We start from the raw sequence: 13,415 nt of genomic DNA, 5'->3' as shown, positions 1-13,415 counted from the left end.
CGGGTCCGGTGGGCATCTCCCTGATATCTGTGTCGTCGTTGGGGGGAGAGCAGGATGCTGAGGAATCGGTCGGCTGTGGGTGCTATCGCATTCATGGCCCTCGTCGCGGGATGCAGCGGGCCCAAGGCGGCGAGTGACGACGCAGTGGAGACCACGCCGACACCCGCGCCAGCAGCCACCCCCAAAGCGACACCATCAGCCACACCGACACCCATCCTGGAGAAGCCGTCCATCGCGCCGCCGGCGGCGAGCAGTATCGCCGGCCTATCGGCGGCCAAGATCCTCACCAAGACGCAGGCCGCCGCGAAAGCCGCCACCAGCGTCCGGATGAAGGGCGCTGTCTCCGACGGCAAAGAGCGGATGGCCCTCGACGTGCGGGTCACCAAGAGCGGTGGCCAGGGCTCGATCACCACGAGCGACGGCGGTATGTCGGTAATGGTGATCGGCAAGACCGCGTACCTCAAGATGAGCAACAAGTTCTGGCGGTCGCAGACCAAGTCCAAGGCCGAGGCGGACGCCATCGTCGGGCTGATCGCCGGCCGCTGGATCCGGACGACGATGAGCGACAAGGATCTCGGCAACTTCGCGCTGTTCGCCAGCAAGGCCGAGTTCTTCGACACGCTGTTCGAGCCCAGCGGCTCGGTCCGGAAGACCGCGCCCAAGACCGTCGACGGCGTGCCCGCGATCGGCCTCGGGGACGGTGACGGCACGCTCTGGGTCGACACCGCGACCGCGCGCCCGGTCCGGCTCGAGTCAGGCGCGGACGCGCTGAGCTTCAGCGAGTACAACCAGGTCACAACGCCGAAGGCCCCTCCGTCGAGTCAGGTGATCGACGGAAAGGCCCTCGGGATGTGAGTTCTGCTGACGCCGGTCAGCCGACCTCGGCCATGATCTCGTCCGACACGTCGAAGTTCGCGTAGACGTTCTGTACGTCGTCGCTGTCCTCGAGGGCGTCGATCAGGCGGAAGATCTTCGCGGCGCCGTCGGCGTCGAGCTCGACCGTCATCGACGGGACGAACTGGACGTCGGCGGAGTCGTAGTCGATGCCGGCGTCCTGCAGCGCGGTCCGGGCCGCGACCAGGTCGGTAGCCTCGGTGACGACCTCCCAGGAGTCGCCGAGGTCGTTGACCTCGTCGGCGCCGGCCTCGAGCACGGCCTCCATCACGTCGTCCTCGGACAGCGACTTCCCGTCCTGCTCCTTGGCGACGACGATGACGCCCTTGCGGTTGAACAGGTACGCGACCGAGTTCGGGTCGGCGAGCGAGCCGCCGTTGCGCGTCATCGCGGTCCGGACGTCCGCGGCCGCACGGTTCCGGTTGTCGGTCAGACACTCGACCAGCATCGCCACGCCGTTCGGGCCGTAACCCTCGTACATGATCGTCTGGTACTCCGCGCCGCCCGCTTCCGCACCGGATCCGCGCTTGACGGCGCGGTCGATGTTGTCGTTCGGCACCGAGGACTTCTTCGCCTTCTGGATGGCGTCGTACAGGGTCGGGTTCCCGCCAGGGTCGCCACCGCCCATCCGGGCGGCCACCTCGATGTTCTTGATCAACTTCGCGAAGAGCTTGCCGCGCTTCGCGTCGATGACGGCCTTCTTGTGCTTCGTGGTGGCCCACTTGGAGTGGCCTGACATGGCGAACCCAACCCTTCTACCTACAACAACGACTCAGTGGGCCCGGACCAGCTCGGCGAAGTAGCCGTGCAGCCGCGCGTCCCCGGTCATCTCCGGATGGAACGACGTGGCGAGCAGCCGGTCGTGGCGGACCGCGACGATCCTACCCGCGGCCGGGCCCGACCTCACCGTCGAGAGTACCTCTACGTCCGGTCCGACCCGCTCCACCCACGGTGCCCGGATGAACACCGCGTGGTACGGCGCGTCGAAAGCGGCGAACTCGAGGTCGGCCTCGAACGAGTCGACCTGCCGGCCGAACGCGTTCCGGCGTACGGTCACGTCGAGGCCGCCGAGCGTCTCCTGGTCGGCGGTCCCGCCGGTGATCGTGTCGGCGAGCATGATCATCCCGGCACAGGTGCCGAACACCGGCATCCCGTCCGCGATCCGCTTCTGCAACGGCTCGAACAGCTCGAACGTCCGCGCCAGCTTGTACATGGTGGTCGACTCCCCGCCGGGCAGCACCAGCCCGTCGACCTGCTCCAGCTCGGACGGACGCCGCACCGGCCGCGCCTCGACACCGACCTCGGTCAGCATCGCCAAGTGCTCGCGGACATTGCCCTGTAGAGCGAACACCCCGATCACCGTCATAGCGTCACCCTCCGTTGCCAGTTGAGCGTGACCTCGATCCGGCCCTCGTCGAAGGCAGCGGGCAGGTCGTGGCGGTGCAGCAGCTCGAGTACGTCCTCCAACAGCGGCTCGCCCGGCGCGACGTTGGCGGTGTCGGGGTGCCAGAGCTTCAGCTCGAGCATGCCGAAGTCGACCGCATGCCAGACGTCGGTGTCGGTGAAGAACACCAGACCCTGCGGACTGTCCGCGGCCTCCAGCACCTTCCGGGCTTCGTGGTGGTCCGATGTGTACCGGACCACTACCACGCCCAGTTCTTCGAGCTCCGCGAGTACGGCGTCCAACCTGTCCGGGTCGGTGGTCTCCGGCCAGGTCGCGGCGTCGGCGTTGAGGTCCATCACCGCCTCACCGATCAGCAGCGGGACCAATGCGCCGGCGTCCATCGAGGGTGCGTCCTCACGGACCGCCTCGGTCAGCGCGGCCGTGATGGCGGCGTGGTCGGCGTACCCGGACCGCACCAGGACGCGGGCGAGGCCACGCAGTTCCCGGGCGGTCCGTTCGTCCACCGACTGCAAGTTGCTTGTCACTGCTCAAGGGTAGTTCAGGCGCTACTTCACGCCTCCAGCGGTAACAGACACCTGCAGCTGACGCTGGAAGATGATGTAGACGACCAGAACCGGCGCCACCGTGATCACCACGGCCGCGAACAGGGCACCGAAGTCCACCGCGTAACCGGCCTGCGACGCGAACGAGGCCATGCCCTGCGAGAGGACATAGTTCTTCGAGTCGGTGTTCAGCGCGACGGGGAGCAGGAACTGGTTCCACAATCCGAGGAAGTTGAAGATGGCAACCGACGCCATCCCCGGCCTCGCCATCGGCAGCATCACCGAGAAGAACGTTCGCCACTCCCCTGCCCCGTCGATCTGCGCCGCCTCGTAGACCTCGCCCGGCAGTGCCTTGAAGAAGCTGTGCAGGAAGAAGACGGTGAACGGCAGCGCGAACGCGACGTAGGTGATGATCAGCCCTGGAAGGGTGTTCAGCAGCGAGAGGTTCTTCAGTACGAAGAACAGGGGCACGATCGCCAGGAAGACCGGGAACGTCAGCCCGGCCAGCATGGAGTAGTAGATCAGCCGGTTGCCGGGGAACGTGAACCTGGCCAGCACGTACGCACACATGGCGCCGAGGATCATCACCAGCACCAGCGCGGAGCCCACGACGATCACGGTGTTCGCGAAGTAGCGACCGATGCCGGCCGTCGTCCAGGCGTTGGCGTAGTTCTCGAACCGAAGCTTGTGCGGCAGCGTCAGCGGGTTGCCCAGGACCTCCTGCGTCGACTTGAACGAGGAGAGCAGCGTCCACAGCAGCGGGAGGATCACCAGCAGCGACCACAGGATCAGCGCGATGTGGGCGGTCGTGGCGACGCCCTTGCCCTCCCGGGACCCCGTGCCGGGTGCGCGGGAATCGGCGACCAGGTCGGCCCGGTCGGCGGTAGTGGTTGTCATCGGCGTACCTTCCGCTCACGTCCGCCGGTCAGGGCGTTCACCACGAAGACCAGGAGCGCGAACAGCATCGTCACCGCGGCCAGGATCACGCCCATGGCCGTCGAGTAACCGAACTGCCCCTTGGTGAAGGCAGTGGTGAACAGCTGTTGGGGCATCACCAGGGTCGAGTTCTGCGGCCCGCCGCCGGGGTTCAGCGCCTGCATGTAGACGAAGGCGTCGAGGGCGGCGATCCCGAGGTAGATGTAGGCCGTCTGCACGTTGTCGCGGATCAGCGGCACGGTGATGGAGATCGCCGTCCGGAACCGGCCGGCGCCGTCGATGCGGGCCGCCTCGAACACCTCGGGGTCGATGCCCCGGATGGCGGCGATGAACAGCACCATGTAGAAGCCGACGAAGCCCCAGATCATCACGAACATCGAGGCCGGCATCGCGGTCCGCGCGTCCCCGAGCCAGGCGTAGTTCTCGAACTGGTGCAGCCCGATCTTCGACAGTACGGCGTCCAGGATGCCCGAGCCGGGCGTGAACACCTGGGCCCAGATCAGGCCGATCACGATCGCGGGGATCACGTACGGGAAGAACGAGACGATCCGGTAGAAGCCGGAGTTGCGCAGCCCGCGGACCGTACCGGTGCCCGAGCCGCCGATCGTCACCAGCGTGGCCAGGGTCAGCGCCAGCACGATCGTCACGATCGGCACGACGATCGCGAGCTCGATGTTGTTGCGGACGGCCTTCAGGAAGATGTCGTCGTGGAACAGCCGGACGTAGTTGTCGAAGCCGACGAAGTTCTGCCCCGCGCTGAAACCGGACCAGTCGGTCAGCGAGTAGTACAGCGCCTGCACGAACGGCGAGACCACGAAGACCACGAACACGACCAGCGGCAGACCGAGGAAAACGACCATGAAGCTGACGCGGTCGAAGGTCAGCGGCCGGCGGCGCCGGGTGACGGACCGCTTGGGTCCGCCTCCCGGCACAGCCTCTTGCGTCAGGTTTTGCTGGACGGTCACTTGGTGACCGGGATCTTCTTGACGGAGCTGTCGTTACGCACCTTGTCGGTGATCTGCTGCAGGCCCTTGGTCAGGCCCGCGGCGTCCAGCTGGCCGGACAGGAACGAGTTCCAGACCACCAGCTGGTCGGTGTTCATGCCGTACAGGCCGAACACCTGGTAGTCGAAGACGTTCGTACCAGCGGCGTCCAGCATCGCGGTCTGCGACTGCAGCGCCGTCGAGCCGAAACCGTCGGCGGGCACCAGGCCCTTGACGATCGTCGGCGCGAGCCGGGTCTTGGCGAAGTTGGTCGCCGCGTCCTTGGACAGCATGGCCCGCAGCAGCTCCTTGCCACCGGCAACGTTCTTGCCCTTGGCCGGGACGATGAACGGCTCACCGGCCGCGCTGCGCAGCGACTCGTACGGCAGCTTCGGGCTCTCGGTCAGGGTCGGCTCGGGGACGCCCTTCATGTCGAAGCCCGACTTGGTGGCCTTCTTCATCTCGTTCTCGATCCACGAGCCCGAGGGGTAGAGGATGGCCTGCTGGTCGTTGCTCCACTTCGCCTGTGCGGCGGTGAACTGCGTGCCGGCGCCGCCGGGGACGAAGTACCCGTTCTTGACCATGGTTTCCATGGCCTTGAAGATGCCCTGGAACTGCGGCATCGACCAGCAGTTCTCCTTGAGGTTCTCCAGCGCCAGCCGGACCTCGTCGCCACCTTCCTTGATCGCGCCGTCGACGGCCATCGTGTGGTAGTAGGTGGCGGCTTCCTTGCCCCAGACGAACAGGTACTTGCCCTTGGCCTTGGCCTTGGCGCCGAGGTCGAGCAGCCCGTCGTACGTCTTCGGCGGCTCCCAGCCGTTCGCCTTGAACAGGCTGTCGGAGTACCAGATGCCGTACAGCGTGAGCACGTAGTTCATCGCGACGAACTTGCCGTCGAAGGTACCGGGGTTCTTGGCTCCCGGGTACAGGGTGTCGGCGATCTTCTTGCCTTCGTAGTTGTTGGCCTCGAAGACGTCGTCCAGCGTCGACAGCTGGTCCAGGATCGTGTTGAAGCCGATCTGGTTCGCGCCGGAGTTGTCGATCAGGTCCGGCGGGTTGCCGCCGACGAAGCGCGGCTGCAGCTGCTGGGCGATCTGGGTGGACGGGGAGACCTTGAACGTCGAGCCCGCCTGCTTCTTCTGCGCGATGTCGGCCGCGAACTGCACGTAGTCGTAGCCGTAACCGCCGTTGAAGATGACGGCGTCGACGCTGGACTTGTCCGCCATGCCGAACGGGTTGTCCGTGCTCTTGGCCCCGCCCTGCTGGGAGCTGTTGTTGTCGCTGCCGCTGCCGGCGCAGCTGGCGATCACGCCACTGAGGGGAAGCACCGCGGCCGCCGCCAGGCTCCCTCGCAGGAGACTCCGCCGTCCGATCTTGCTGGTCTCGCTCATTTGGTCCTGCCTCTTCTCGCTAGATTCCCGACGGTGCTGAACACACCTGCCCCTTGTGGTGAACATCCCCCCGTCCCGTGGCCGGCGAGCGCTCGTCGCTGCTCGTTGCCCACGGTCCAGCCGCACGATAATGGCGGCAGGGCGCACTCCGACGCGCTGCCGCCCGAAGTGATTACGCATTGTCTTTGCCAAAGTCGCCCGGCGTCAAGCCTCGCGACGGCGAGTCCCGGACCCGGCAAACGACGGCCCCCTGCCCCAAAACCCCTTGTGCAGCACACGTCCCCACGCTTGCCGTCCTGCACCGGGACCGCGACCGACGCGCCGGATCCGATCCCATTTCGTGACCTCGGAACTTGTCCTGACATTGTGGGCCGCGGGCAACCGAACCACGCTGATCCGGTTCAGCGGCGAGGTTTCACTCGCTTGGTCGGGAGGGCGGTGAGCGGATCTTCCGGCCACGGATGGCGGGGATAACGGGCTCGCAGGTCGGCTCGGACCTGCGGATATCCCTGCTCCCAGAACGAGGCGAGATCGCTCGTGATCGCGACCGGGCGCCGTGCGGGCGACAGCAGATGCAGGACGACCGGGACACGACCGTCCGCGACGGCCGGGGTGTCGGTCCAGCCGAAGACCTCCTGCAGCTTCACCGCGAGGACGGGCGGCTCGGCACCGTCGTACGTCAGTCGCACTTCGGAGCCGGAGGGGACCTGGAGCCGCTCCGGCGCGAGTTCGCCGAACCGGGTTGCCGCGGGCCACGGCAGTAGTCGCCGGAGCGCCGAGGCCACGTCGATGTGGGCGAGATCGCGCGAACTGCGGACCGAGGCGAGCTCGGTACCGAGCCATTCGTCGAGACCGGCCAGCAGTGACGCGTCGTCGACCGCAGGCCACGGAGCGCCGAGGTGGGCGTGGCAGAACGCAAGCCGCTCCCGCAGCGCGAGTGCGGGCTCCGACCAGCGCAGTACGGACAGACCGCCGCGCCGGATGCCGTCGCGGACGGCCGCTTGGACGAGCAGCGGGTCGGGCTTTTTCAGCGGTACGTCGTTGAGCACGATCGCACCGAACGCCTCGACGCGCCGCGTGACGATCCGGCCGTCGTCCCAGCGGATCTCGTCGGTGGTCGAGACGAGATCGCCTGCGATGTCCCGGGCGGTCTGCTCGTCGATCGGCGCCGCGGAGCGGATCCTGGCGTCGGCGCGACCCGGAGCCCGGTCGGCAACCGCGATCGCCAGCCAGGGAGTTGTCCGCAACGGCGATTGCGGATCCAGCGCGGCACCCGTACCACCAGACATCTGGTACGTCGTGGAGTCGGCCCGCCGGACCCGCGCGATCCGATCCGGATACGCCAGCCCCACCACGATCCCGACAGCAAGATCGTCCGGTACTCCGCTCCCCCGGCCAGCCGACCCACCCACCGCCGACCGCGCTCCATCGCCGGCCCGCTCCTCGCCGTTCGCCCCGCCTAGCTCCTCGCCCTTCGCCCCGCCCCGCTCCTCGCCGGTAGCACCGCCCCGCTCTTCGCCGGTCGCCCCGCCCCGCTCGCCGGTCGCACCGGCTCGGGCGAGGCGTTTCGTTTCTTCTCGCCAGCGGGCCGTGGCGCCGCGGTCCTCACCGCGGCGGAGGGCTCGCCAACGGGCCGGCAGATCGTCGCCGAAGTCGCGGCCGGAGTCGTCGGAGAGCATCGCGACGACCTCGCGGGCCCGGTCGGCGCCGACCCGCGGCGCCCCGTCCAGCAGCGCGCGAGCCAGCCGGGGATGCGCCCCGACCGCCACCATCTGCCGTCCCCGCTCGGTGATCCGGCCGCTGTCGTCAATGGCATCGAGGCGACGCAGCAATTCGGTGGCGGCAGTCATCGCCGGTGCCGGCGGCGCATCGAGCAAGGTCAGACTGTCGGCGGCAGGCGCGCCCCACGCCGCGAGGTCGAGCGCGAAGGACGCCAGATCGGCGATCGCGATCTCCGGCGCCGGATGATCGTCGAGATGCGAATGGTCGGCAGCAGACCAGCACCGATAGACCCGGCCAGGTGCTTCCCGCCCGGCACGACCCGCTCGCTGGTCGGCCGACGATCTCGAGACCCGGCAGGTGACCAACGCACCGAGGCCACGGGACTGATCGGTCCGCGGCTCCCGGGCAAGACCCGAGTCGACCACAACCCTGACACCGGGCACAGTCAGCGAACTCTCCGCGACCGACGTCGTGACCACGATCCGGCGAGTGCTGCCCGACGCCAACGCGCGGTCCTGTTCGGCCCTCGACTGGCGACCGAACAACGGCAGGACATTCAGCCCGGCCAACCGCCGAGTCACCCCGTTGATCTCGGCCTCCCCCGGGACGAACACGAGGATGTCGCCCTCGTTCTCGGTCAGCGCACGGCGTACGACGTCCGCGACGTGATCCAGCAACCGCGGGTCGACCCGTCCGCCGGGAAGCAGTGGCACGGGGATCGGTGGTGGGACCCACTCGATCGCCACGTCGAACAGCGCAGCAGACGCAGTGACAACGGGCGCCGGAACGTCAGTGCCCAGGACCCGACTCAGCCTGATCGTGTCAGCCGTGGCCGAGGTCGCGACGAGGGCCAGGTCCTCGCGAAGATTCGCGCGGATGTCGATGCAGAACGCGAGTAGCAGGTCGGCATCAAGGTGCCGCTCGTGGCACTCGTCGATCACGATCGCGGCGACTCCCGGCAGCTCCGGATCCTGCTGCAGACGCCGTACCAGGAGCCCTGTCGTCACCACTTCGACGCGGAGCCCCTTGCCGCCGCTGCGTTCACCGCGCATCGCGTAGCCGATCCGCTGCCCGAGCGGTTCGCCGACCAACGTCGCCAACCGGCTCGCAGCCGCGCGCGTCGCCATCCTCCGCGGCTCGGCGACGATGATCGTTCCCTCGAGCGCATCAGCCAGCGCAAGCGGCAACAGCGACGTCTTCCCCGACCCCGGCGGCGCGACCAACACCGCCGTACCGCGCGCACGCGCCGCATCGACCACGGCGGGCAGAACCGTCCGCACAGGCAGCTCCGCCCCCTGCACGGACGATTCAGGCAGCAACACACCCCGACGCTAGCCGACCAGCAGCCAGCGCCAGGTCCAACCTGCTACCAGCCGCGCTCGGCGAGGCGGTGCGGCTGAGGGATGTCGTCGACGTTGATGCCGACCATGGCCTCGCCCAGGCCGCGGGAGACCTTGGCAATCACGTCGGGGTCGTCGTGGAACGTGGTGGCCTTGACGATCGCCTCGGCGCGCTGGGCCGGGTTGCCGGACTTGAAGATGCCGGAGCCGACGAACACACCCTCGGCGCCGAGCTGCATCATCATCGCGGCGTCGGCCGGGGTGGCGATACCGCCGGCGGTGAACAGTACGACGGGCAGCTTGCCGAGGGTGGCGACCTCCTTGACCAGCTCGTACGGCGCCTGCAGCTCCTTCGCGGCGACGTACAGCTCGTCCTCGGGGAGGCTGGTGAGCTTGCGGATCTCCTGGCGGATCTGGCGCATGTGGGTGGTCGCGTTGGACACGTCACCGGTGCCGGCCTCGCCCTTGGAGCGGATCATCGCCGCGCCCTCGGTGATCCGGCGCAGCGCCTCGCCCAGGTTGGTCGCGCCGCACACGAACGGCACGGTGAACTGCCACTTGTCGATGTGGTTGGCGTAGTCGGCCGGGGTGAGCACCTCGGACTCGTCGATGTAGTCCACCCCGAGGCTCTGCAGCACCTGGGCCTCGACGAAGTGACCGATCCGGGCCTTGGCCATCACCGGGATCGAGACCGCGCCGATGATCGAGTCGATCATGTCCGGGTCGCTCATCCGGGACACGCCGCCCTGCGCACGGATGTCGGCCGGGACCCGCTCCAGCGCCATCACCGCGACCGCACCGGCGTCCTCGGCGATCTTGGCCTGCTCGGCGGTGACGACGTCCATGATCACGCCGCCCTTGAGCATCTCGGCCATCCCGCGCTTCACCTTCGCGGTACCGGTCTGCGGGGTCACGTTCTCGCTCACTGCTTCCTCCTGGTCGTGGGGCTCTTCTTCAGATTAGGAGGTTTCCGGCGTCAATCTTCAGTCCACCTCGTATCAAGTGGACTGAGCCAGTGCATCGCCGAGCCGTGCGACGACCAGCCTCAGCGTCGCGGGCGGCGCCGTGAAAGGAATCCGGATGTGCCGCCGGTCCGTGCCGTCCGGCGTGAACAGGTCGCCTGAGCCGAGGAGAAGGTTCTGTTCGCGTGCCGCTTCCAGCACTCTGCGTGCTCGGGTCTCGGTCAGCTCCAGCCACAGCGTCATACCGCCGGTCGGCGTGGGCCAGGCCACACCGTGCAGCGTCTTCAGTCCGGTTTCCAGTGCGGCCAGGTTGGCGCGCAGCCGGGTACGACGGCGGCCGATGACCTTGTCGAGCTTCTGGACGATCGCCCGCGCCAGGAGGTCGTCCAGCGCACTCGGAGAAGCCACGCTGAGCTGTGCGGCCGTGTTGATCCGCCGTCGCAGTTGCTTCCCGGTCCGGACCCACCCGACCCGCAGCCCACCCCACACCGTCTTCGAGAGAGACCCCACACTCACAGTCCTGGGATAGCGGCTCAGCGGCTCGGCCTGCTCCCCACTGGCCAACCACAGCGGCCGCATGGTCTCGTCACTGATCAGCGCAGCGCCGTACCGGCGTGCTATCTCTACGACGGCCTGGCGGCGGTCCGCCGGGAGGCTCAGCCCGGTCGGGTTGTGGTTGTCGGCCTGCAGGTAGATGACCTTCGGGCGATGACGCCGGCAGAGGTGGGCAAGCTGATCGGTATCCCAGACACCAGCTGGCCAACCAGCTACGTCCAGCCGGTGTTTCCGGAGCAGATCGAACGCAGCCGGGTACGTCGGGGTCTCGGTGATCGCGACGCCCGGCCCCAGGTCCAGTCCGGCCAACGCGGCGTTCAGTCCGGCCGCTGCGCCCACCGTGAGCGTGAGCTGCTCCGGCTCGGTCGGCACGCCCTCGATGGTCAGCCGCTCCGCCAGCGCTGCTCTGAGCTCGATCGACCCACCCGGCGGCGGTCCATCGCCACCCATCGCCTGAGGCAACCCGTCCTCGACGATCTGGGCGGCCGCCTCGGCCACGTCATGTGGCGCGGCTGTGGTCGCGAACCGCAGGTCCAGTACGGGTTGGTCCCCCGCCGTGACCGTCGACGCCGGCGCCACCGGGTCCAGCAACCGGTCCAGTGGCCGCACCACGGTCCCCGAACCCCGCTTGGTCTCCAGTACGCCGTCCCGCCGCAGGTTCTCCAAGGCACGTACGACGGTCACCCGGCTGACCCCGAGCCGCTCCGCGAGGACCCGCTCCGAGGGCAGTCGCGATCCGATGGACAAGTCGCCACGCTCGATCCGCCGCAGTACGAGCCCTTCGACCTGCTCGGTCTTCGTCCCGTCGGCCGCTTCCAGATCCCCCGCACGCCACATAAGTCCACTATCCCACCACTGGCCTCATCCCTCCTTGAGCACCCATCAACCATTCCCGGCCGCCCGAGATGGTTGGTCGGTGCTCAAAGTCCGTGGATGTCGGTGCGGGGTGTGAGGATTCGCGTATGGACGAACGGTGGGCGATCGCGCCTGAGGACGGCGGCGGGGCGACGGTTGTCGCGCTGCGGCCGGACGGGCAGCCCGCCGGCGAGATCCGGCATGAGCCCGACCTTGTCGCGGCCGTGGCGTCGCGGCCGCAGGTCACTCGATGGGTGTGGCGATCGTCGGCCGAGATCTATCCACGCCTGCTCGCCGCCGGCGTCCGGGTCGAGCGGTGCTACGACCTCGAGAACACCGAAGGCCTCTTGCTCGGGCACGAGGGCCGCCTCGGCGAGCCACGCTCCGCGGCTGCCGCCTGGGCGCGCCTGAGTGGTGCGCCCGTCCCACCAGATCCGCCGATGCGCGCCGTCGTGCCGGGCGAGCAGTCGTCGCTGTTCGACATTCCCGCCGAGCCGATCGCCTTCGAGGCCCTGCTCAGGGTGTACGCCGACCAGCTCCGCCGGCACGACCTCGCGGAGCACCCGGACCGGATGCGGTTGCTCACGGCATCGGAATCGTCCGCGATGCTGATCGCCGCCGAGATGGATCGCGCCGGTCTCCCGTGGAGCGCGCAGGCCCATCGTGACGTCCTGAGCGAGCTGCTCGGCGAACGCTTCGGCGGCACGGGCGAACCACGCCGGCTGACCGAGCTGGCGGACGAGATCTCGGCCGCGTTCGGTCATCGGGTCCGGCCCGAGCTGCCGGCCGACGTACTGAAGGCCTTCAAGCAGGCCGGGTATCAACTGAAGTCGACCCGGCGGTGGGAGCTCGAGACGATCGACCATCCGGCCGTGGCGCCCCTCGTCGAGTACAAGAAGCTGTACCGGATCTACACCGCGAACGGCTGGTCCTGGTTGAACGACTGGGTCCACGACGGCCGTTTCCGTCCCGGCTTCGTCCCCGGCGGCACGGTCTCCGGTCGCTGGATCACCAACGGCGGCGGCGGTCTGCAGATCCCGAAGGTCATCCGCCGCGCGGTCGTCGCCGATCCCGGCTGGCGTCTCGTGGTCGCCGACGCCTCCCAACTCGAACCACGCGTCCTCGCCGCGATCTCCCGGGACCGCGCGCTGATGGAGGTCTCCAGCAATGCCGGTGACCTCTACAAAGCCGTGTCGGACCAGGCGTTCTCCGGCGATCGCGCGCAGGCGAAGCTCGCGGTCCTCGGCGCCATCTACGGCCAGACCTCGGGGGACGGCCTGAAGAACCTCGCCATGCTCCGCAAGCGATTCCCCCAAGCCGTCGCGTACGTCGACGACGCCGCCCGCGCAGGCGAAGAGGGCCGCCTGGTCCGGACGTACCTGGGCCGCACCTGCCCGCCCACCGGCCATCCGCTCGACGCGGCTCTTCTCGAAGGCCCGCCCGCGGACGTCCCCACGACCGACCCACGCCACGCCAGAGCCCGTGGTCGCTTCACCCGGAACTTCGTCGTCCAGGGCAGCGCGGCCGATTGGGCTCTCCTGCTCCTCGCCGCCCTGCGGCAAGCCCTTACGCCGTTGAAGGCCGAGCTCGTCTTCTTCCAGCACGACGAGGTCATCGTCCACTGCCCCGTCGAGGAGGCCGAGCAGGTCGCCGACGCGATCCAGCAGGCCGGCAATCTGGCCGGCACGCTGACTTTCGGCCCGACCCCCACCAATTTCGCCTTCACCACGGCAACGGTGGAAACCTACGCGGACGCCAAATAGTTTCAAACGACCTATTACTCCCCCGGACCGATAGCGTCTGCGCAATTCGCTGTCCGACTGACAGAGG

11 protein-coding genes are annotated in these 13,415 nt (G+C 68.3%); 2 read left to right on the top strand and 9 right to left on the bottom strand.

The features are described from left to right. Positions 1-75: 75 nt before the first annotated feature. Positions 76-855, top strand: coding sequence for a hypothetical protein (locus AB0J62_RS23010; RefSeq protein ID WP_363874513.1), 780 nt, complete (start codon positions 76-78; stop codon positions 853-855). A 16-nt stretch (positions 856-871) separates the two neighbouring features. Here the strand turns inward: AB0J62_RS23010 and AB0J62_RS23005 are convergent, their stop codons facing one another. The 9 genes from AB0J62_RS23005 to AB0J62_RS22965 all read right to left on the bottom strand — a co-directional run bounded on the left by AB0J62_RS23005 (position 872) and on the right by AB0J62_RS22965 (position 11,567). Then, positions 872-1,633 carry a YebC/PmpR family DNA-binding transcriptional regulator gene (locus AB0J62_RS23005; protein WP_363874510.1) on the bottom strand — a complete coding sequence of 254 codons (762 nt, stop codon included), beginning with the start codon at positions 1,631-1,633 and terminating at the stop codon, positions 872-874. Positions 1,634-1,666: 33 nt separating this feature from the next. Next, on the bottom strand, positions 1,667-2,260 hold the full coding sequence (pdxT, locus tag AB0J62_RS23000; protein WP_134102808.1) for a pyridoxal 5'-phosphate synthase glutaminase subunit PdxT: 594 nt from the start codon (positions 2,258-2,260) through the stop codon (positions 1,667-1,669). Further along, entirely contained in the window at positions 2,257-2,823 is a 567-nt protein-coding gene (locus tag AB0J62_RS22995; RefSeq protein ID WP_363874506.1) for a hypothetical protein, read from the bottom strand. The genes pdxT and AB0J62_RS22995 overlap by 4 nt, the downstream gene beginning before the upstream one ends. A gap of 21 nt (positions 2,824-2,844) precedes the next feature. Continuing rightward, positions 2,845-3,738, bottom strand: coding sequence for a carbohydrate ABC transporter permease (locus AB0J62_RS22990; RefSeq protein WP_363874503.1), 894 nt, complete (start codon positions 3,736-3,738; stop codon positions 2,845-2,847). Continuing rightward, entirely contained in the window at positions 3,735-4,742 is a 1,008-nt protein-coding gene (locus tag AB0J62_RS22985) for a sugar ABC transporter permease (RefSeq protein WP_363874500.1), read from the bottom strand. Before AB0J62_RS22985 ends, AB0J62_RS22990 begins: the two co-directional genes overlap by 4 nt. Continuing rightward, positions 4,739-6,151, bottom strand: coding sequence for an N-acetylglucosamine/diacetylchitobiose ABC transporter substrate-binding protein (ngcE, locus tag AB0J62_RS22980; RefSeq protein ID WP_363874497.1), 1,413 nt, complete (start codon positions 6,149-6,151; stop codon positions 4,739-4,741). The genes AB0J62_RS22985 and ngcE overlap by 4 nt, the downstream gene beginning before the upstream one ends. 401 nt (positions 6,152-6,552) lie before the next feature. After that, complete coding sequence (locus tag AB0J62_RS22975; RefSeq protein WP_363874494.1) at positions 6,553-9,195, bottom strand: ATP-dependent helicase C-terminal domain-containing protein; 2,643 nt, start codon at positions 9,193-9,195, stop codon at positions 6,553-6,555. A 44-nt stretch (positions 9,196-9,239) separates the two neighbouring features. Next, positions 9,240-10,139 (bottom strand): pyridoxal 5'-phosphate synthase lyase subunit PdxS, encoded by a 900-nt coding sequence (pdxS, locus tag AB0J62_RS22970; RefSeq protein WP_134102820.1) that lies wholly within the window; start codon positions 10,137-10,139, stop codon positions 9,240-9,242. Positions 10,140-10,211: 72 nt separating this feature from the next. After that, on the bottom strand, positions 10,212-11,567 hold the full coding sequence (locus tag AB0J62_RS22965) for a PLP-dependent aminotransferase family protein (protein ID WP_363874490.1): 1,356 nt from the start codon (positions 11,565-11,567) through the stop codon (positions 10,212-10,214). A 125-nt stretch (positions 11,568-11,692) separates the two neighbouring features. Here AB0J62_RS22965 and AB0J62_RS22960 point away from each other — a divergent pair, with 125 nt between their 5' ends. Next, complete coding sequence (locus AB0J62_RS22960; RefSeq protein ID WP_363874487.1) at positions 11,693-13,348, top strand: bifunctional 3'-5' exonuclease/DNA polymerase; 1,656 nt, start codon at positions 11,693-11,695, stop codon at positions 13,346-13,348. Positions 13,349-13,415 lie beyond the last annotated feature (67 nt).

The organism is Kribbella sp. NPDC049584 (genome assembly GCF_040675555.1).
Lineage (GTDB): Bacteria > Actinomycetota > Actinomycetes > Propionibacteriales > Kribbellaceae > Kribbella.
This window is presented reverse-complemented; position numbering and strand designations above follow the sequence as displayed.

What these genes read in the sequence shown, in the direction of transcription:
- AB0J62_RS23005 (WP_363874510.1), bottom strand. Translation starts at nt 1,633, where the DNA reads ATGTCAGGCCACTCCAAGTGGGCCACCACGAAGCACAAGAAGGCCGTC.
- pdxT (WP_134102808.1), bottom strand. Translation starts at nt 2,260, where the DNA reads ATGACGGTGATCGGGGTGTTCGCTCTACAGGGCAATGTCCGCGAGCAC.
- AB0J62_RS22990 (WP_363874503.1), bottom strand. Translation starts at nt 3,738, where the DNA reads ATGACAACCACTACCGCCGACCGGGCCGACCTGGTCGCCGATTCCCGC.
- ngcE (WP_363874497.1), bottom strand. Translation starts at nt 6,151, where the DNA reads ATGAGCGAGACCAGCAAGATCGGACGGCGGAGTCTCCTGCGAGGGAGC.
- AB0J62_RS22965 (WP_363874490.1), bottom strand. Translation starts at nt 11,567, where the DNA reads ATGTGGCGTGCGGGGGATCTGGAAGCGGCCGACGGGACGAAGACCGAG.
- AB0J62_RS22960 (WP_363874487.1), top strand. Translation starts at nt 11,693, where the DNA reads ATGGACGAACGGTGGGCGATCGCGCCTGAGGACGGCGGCGGGGCGACG.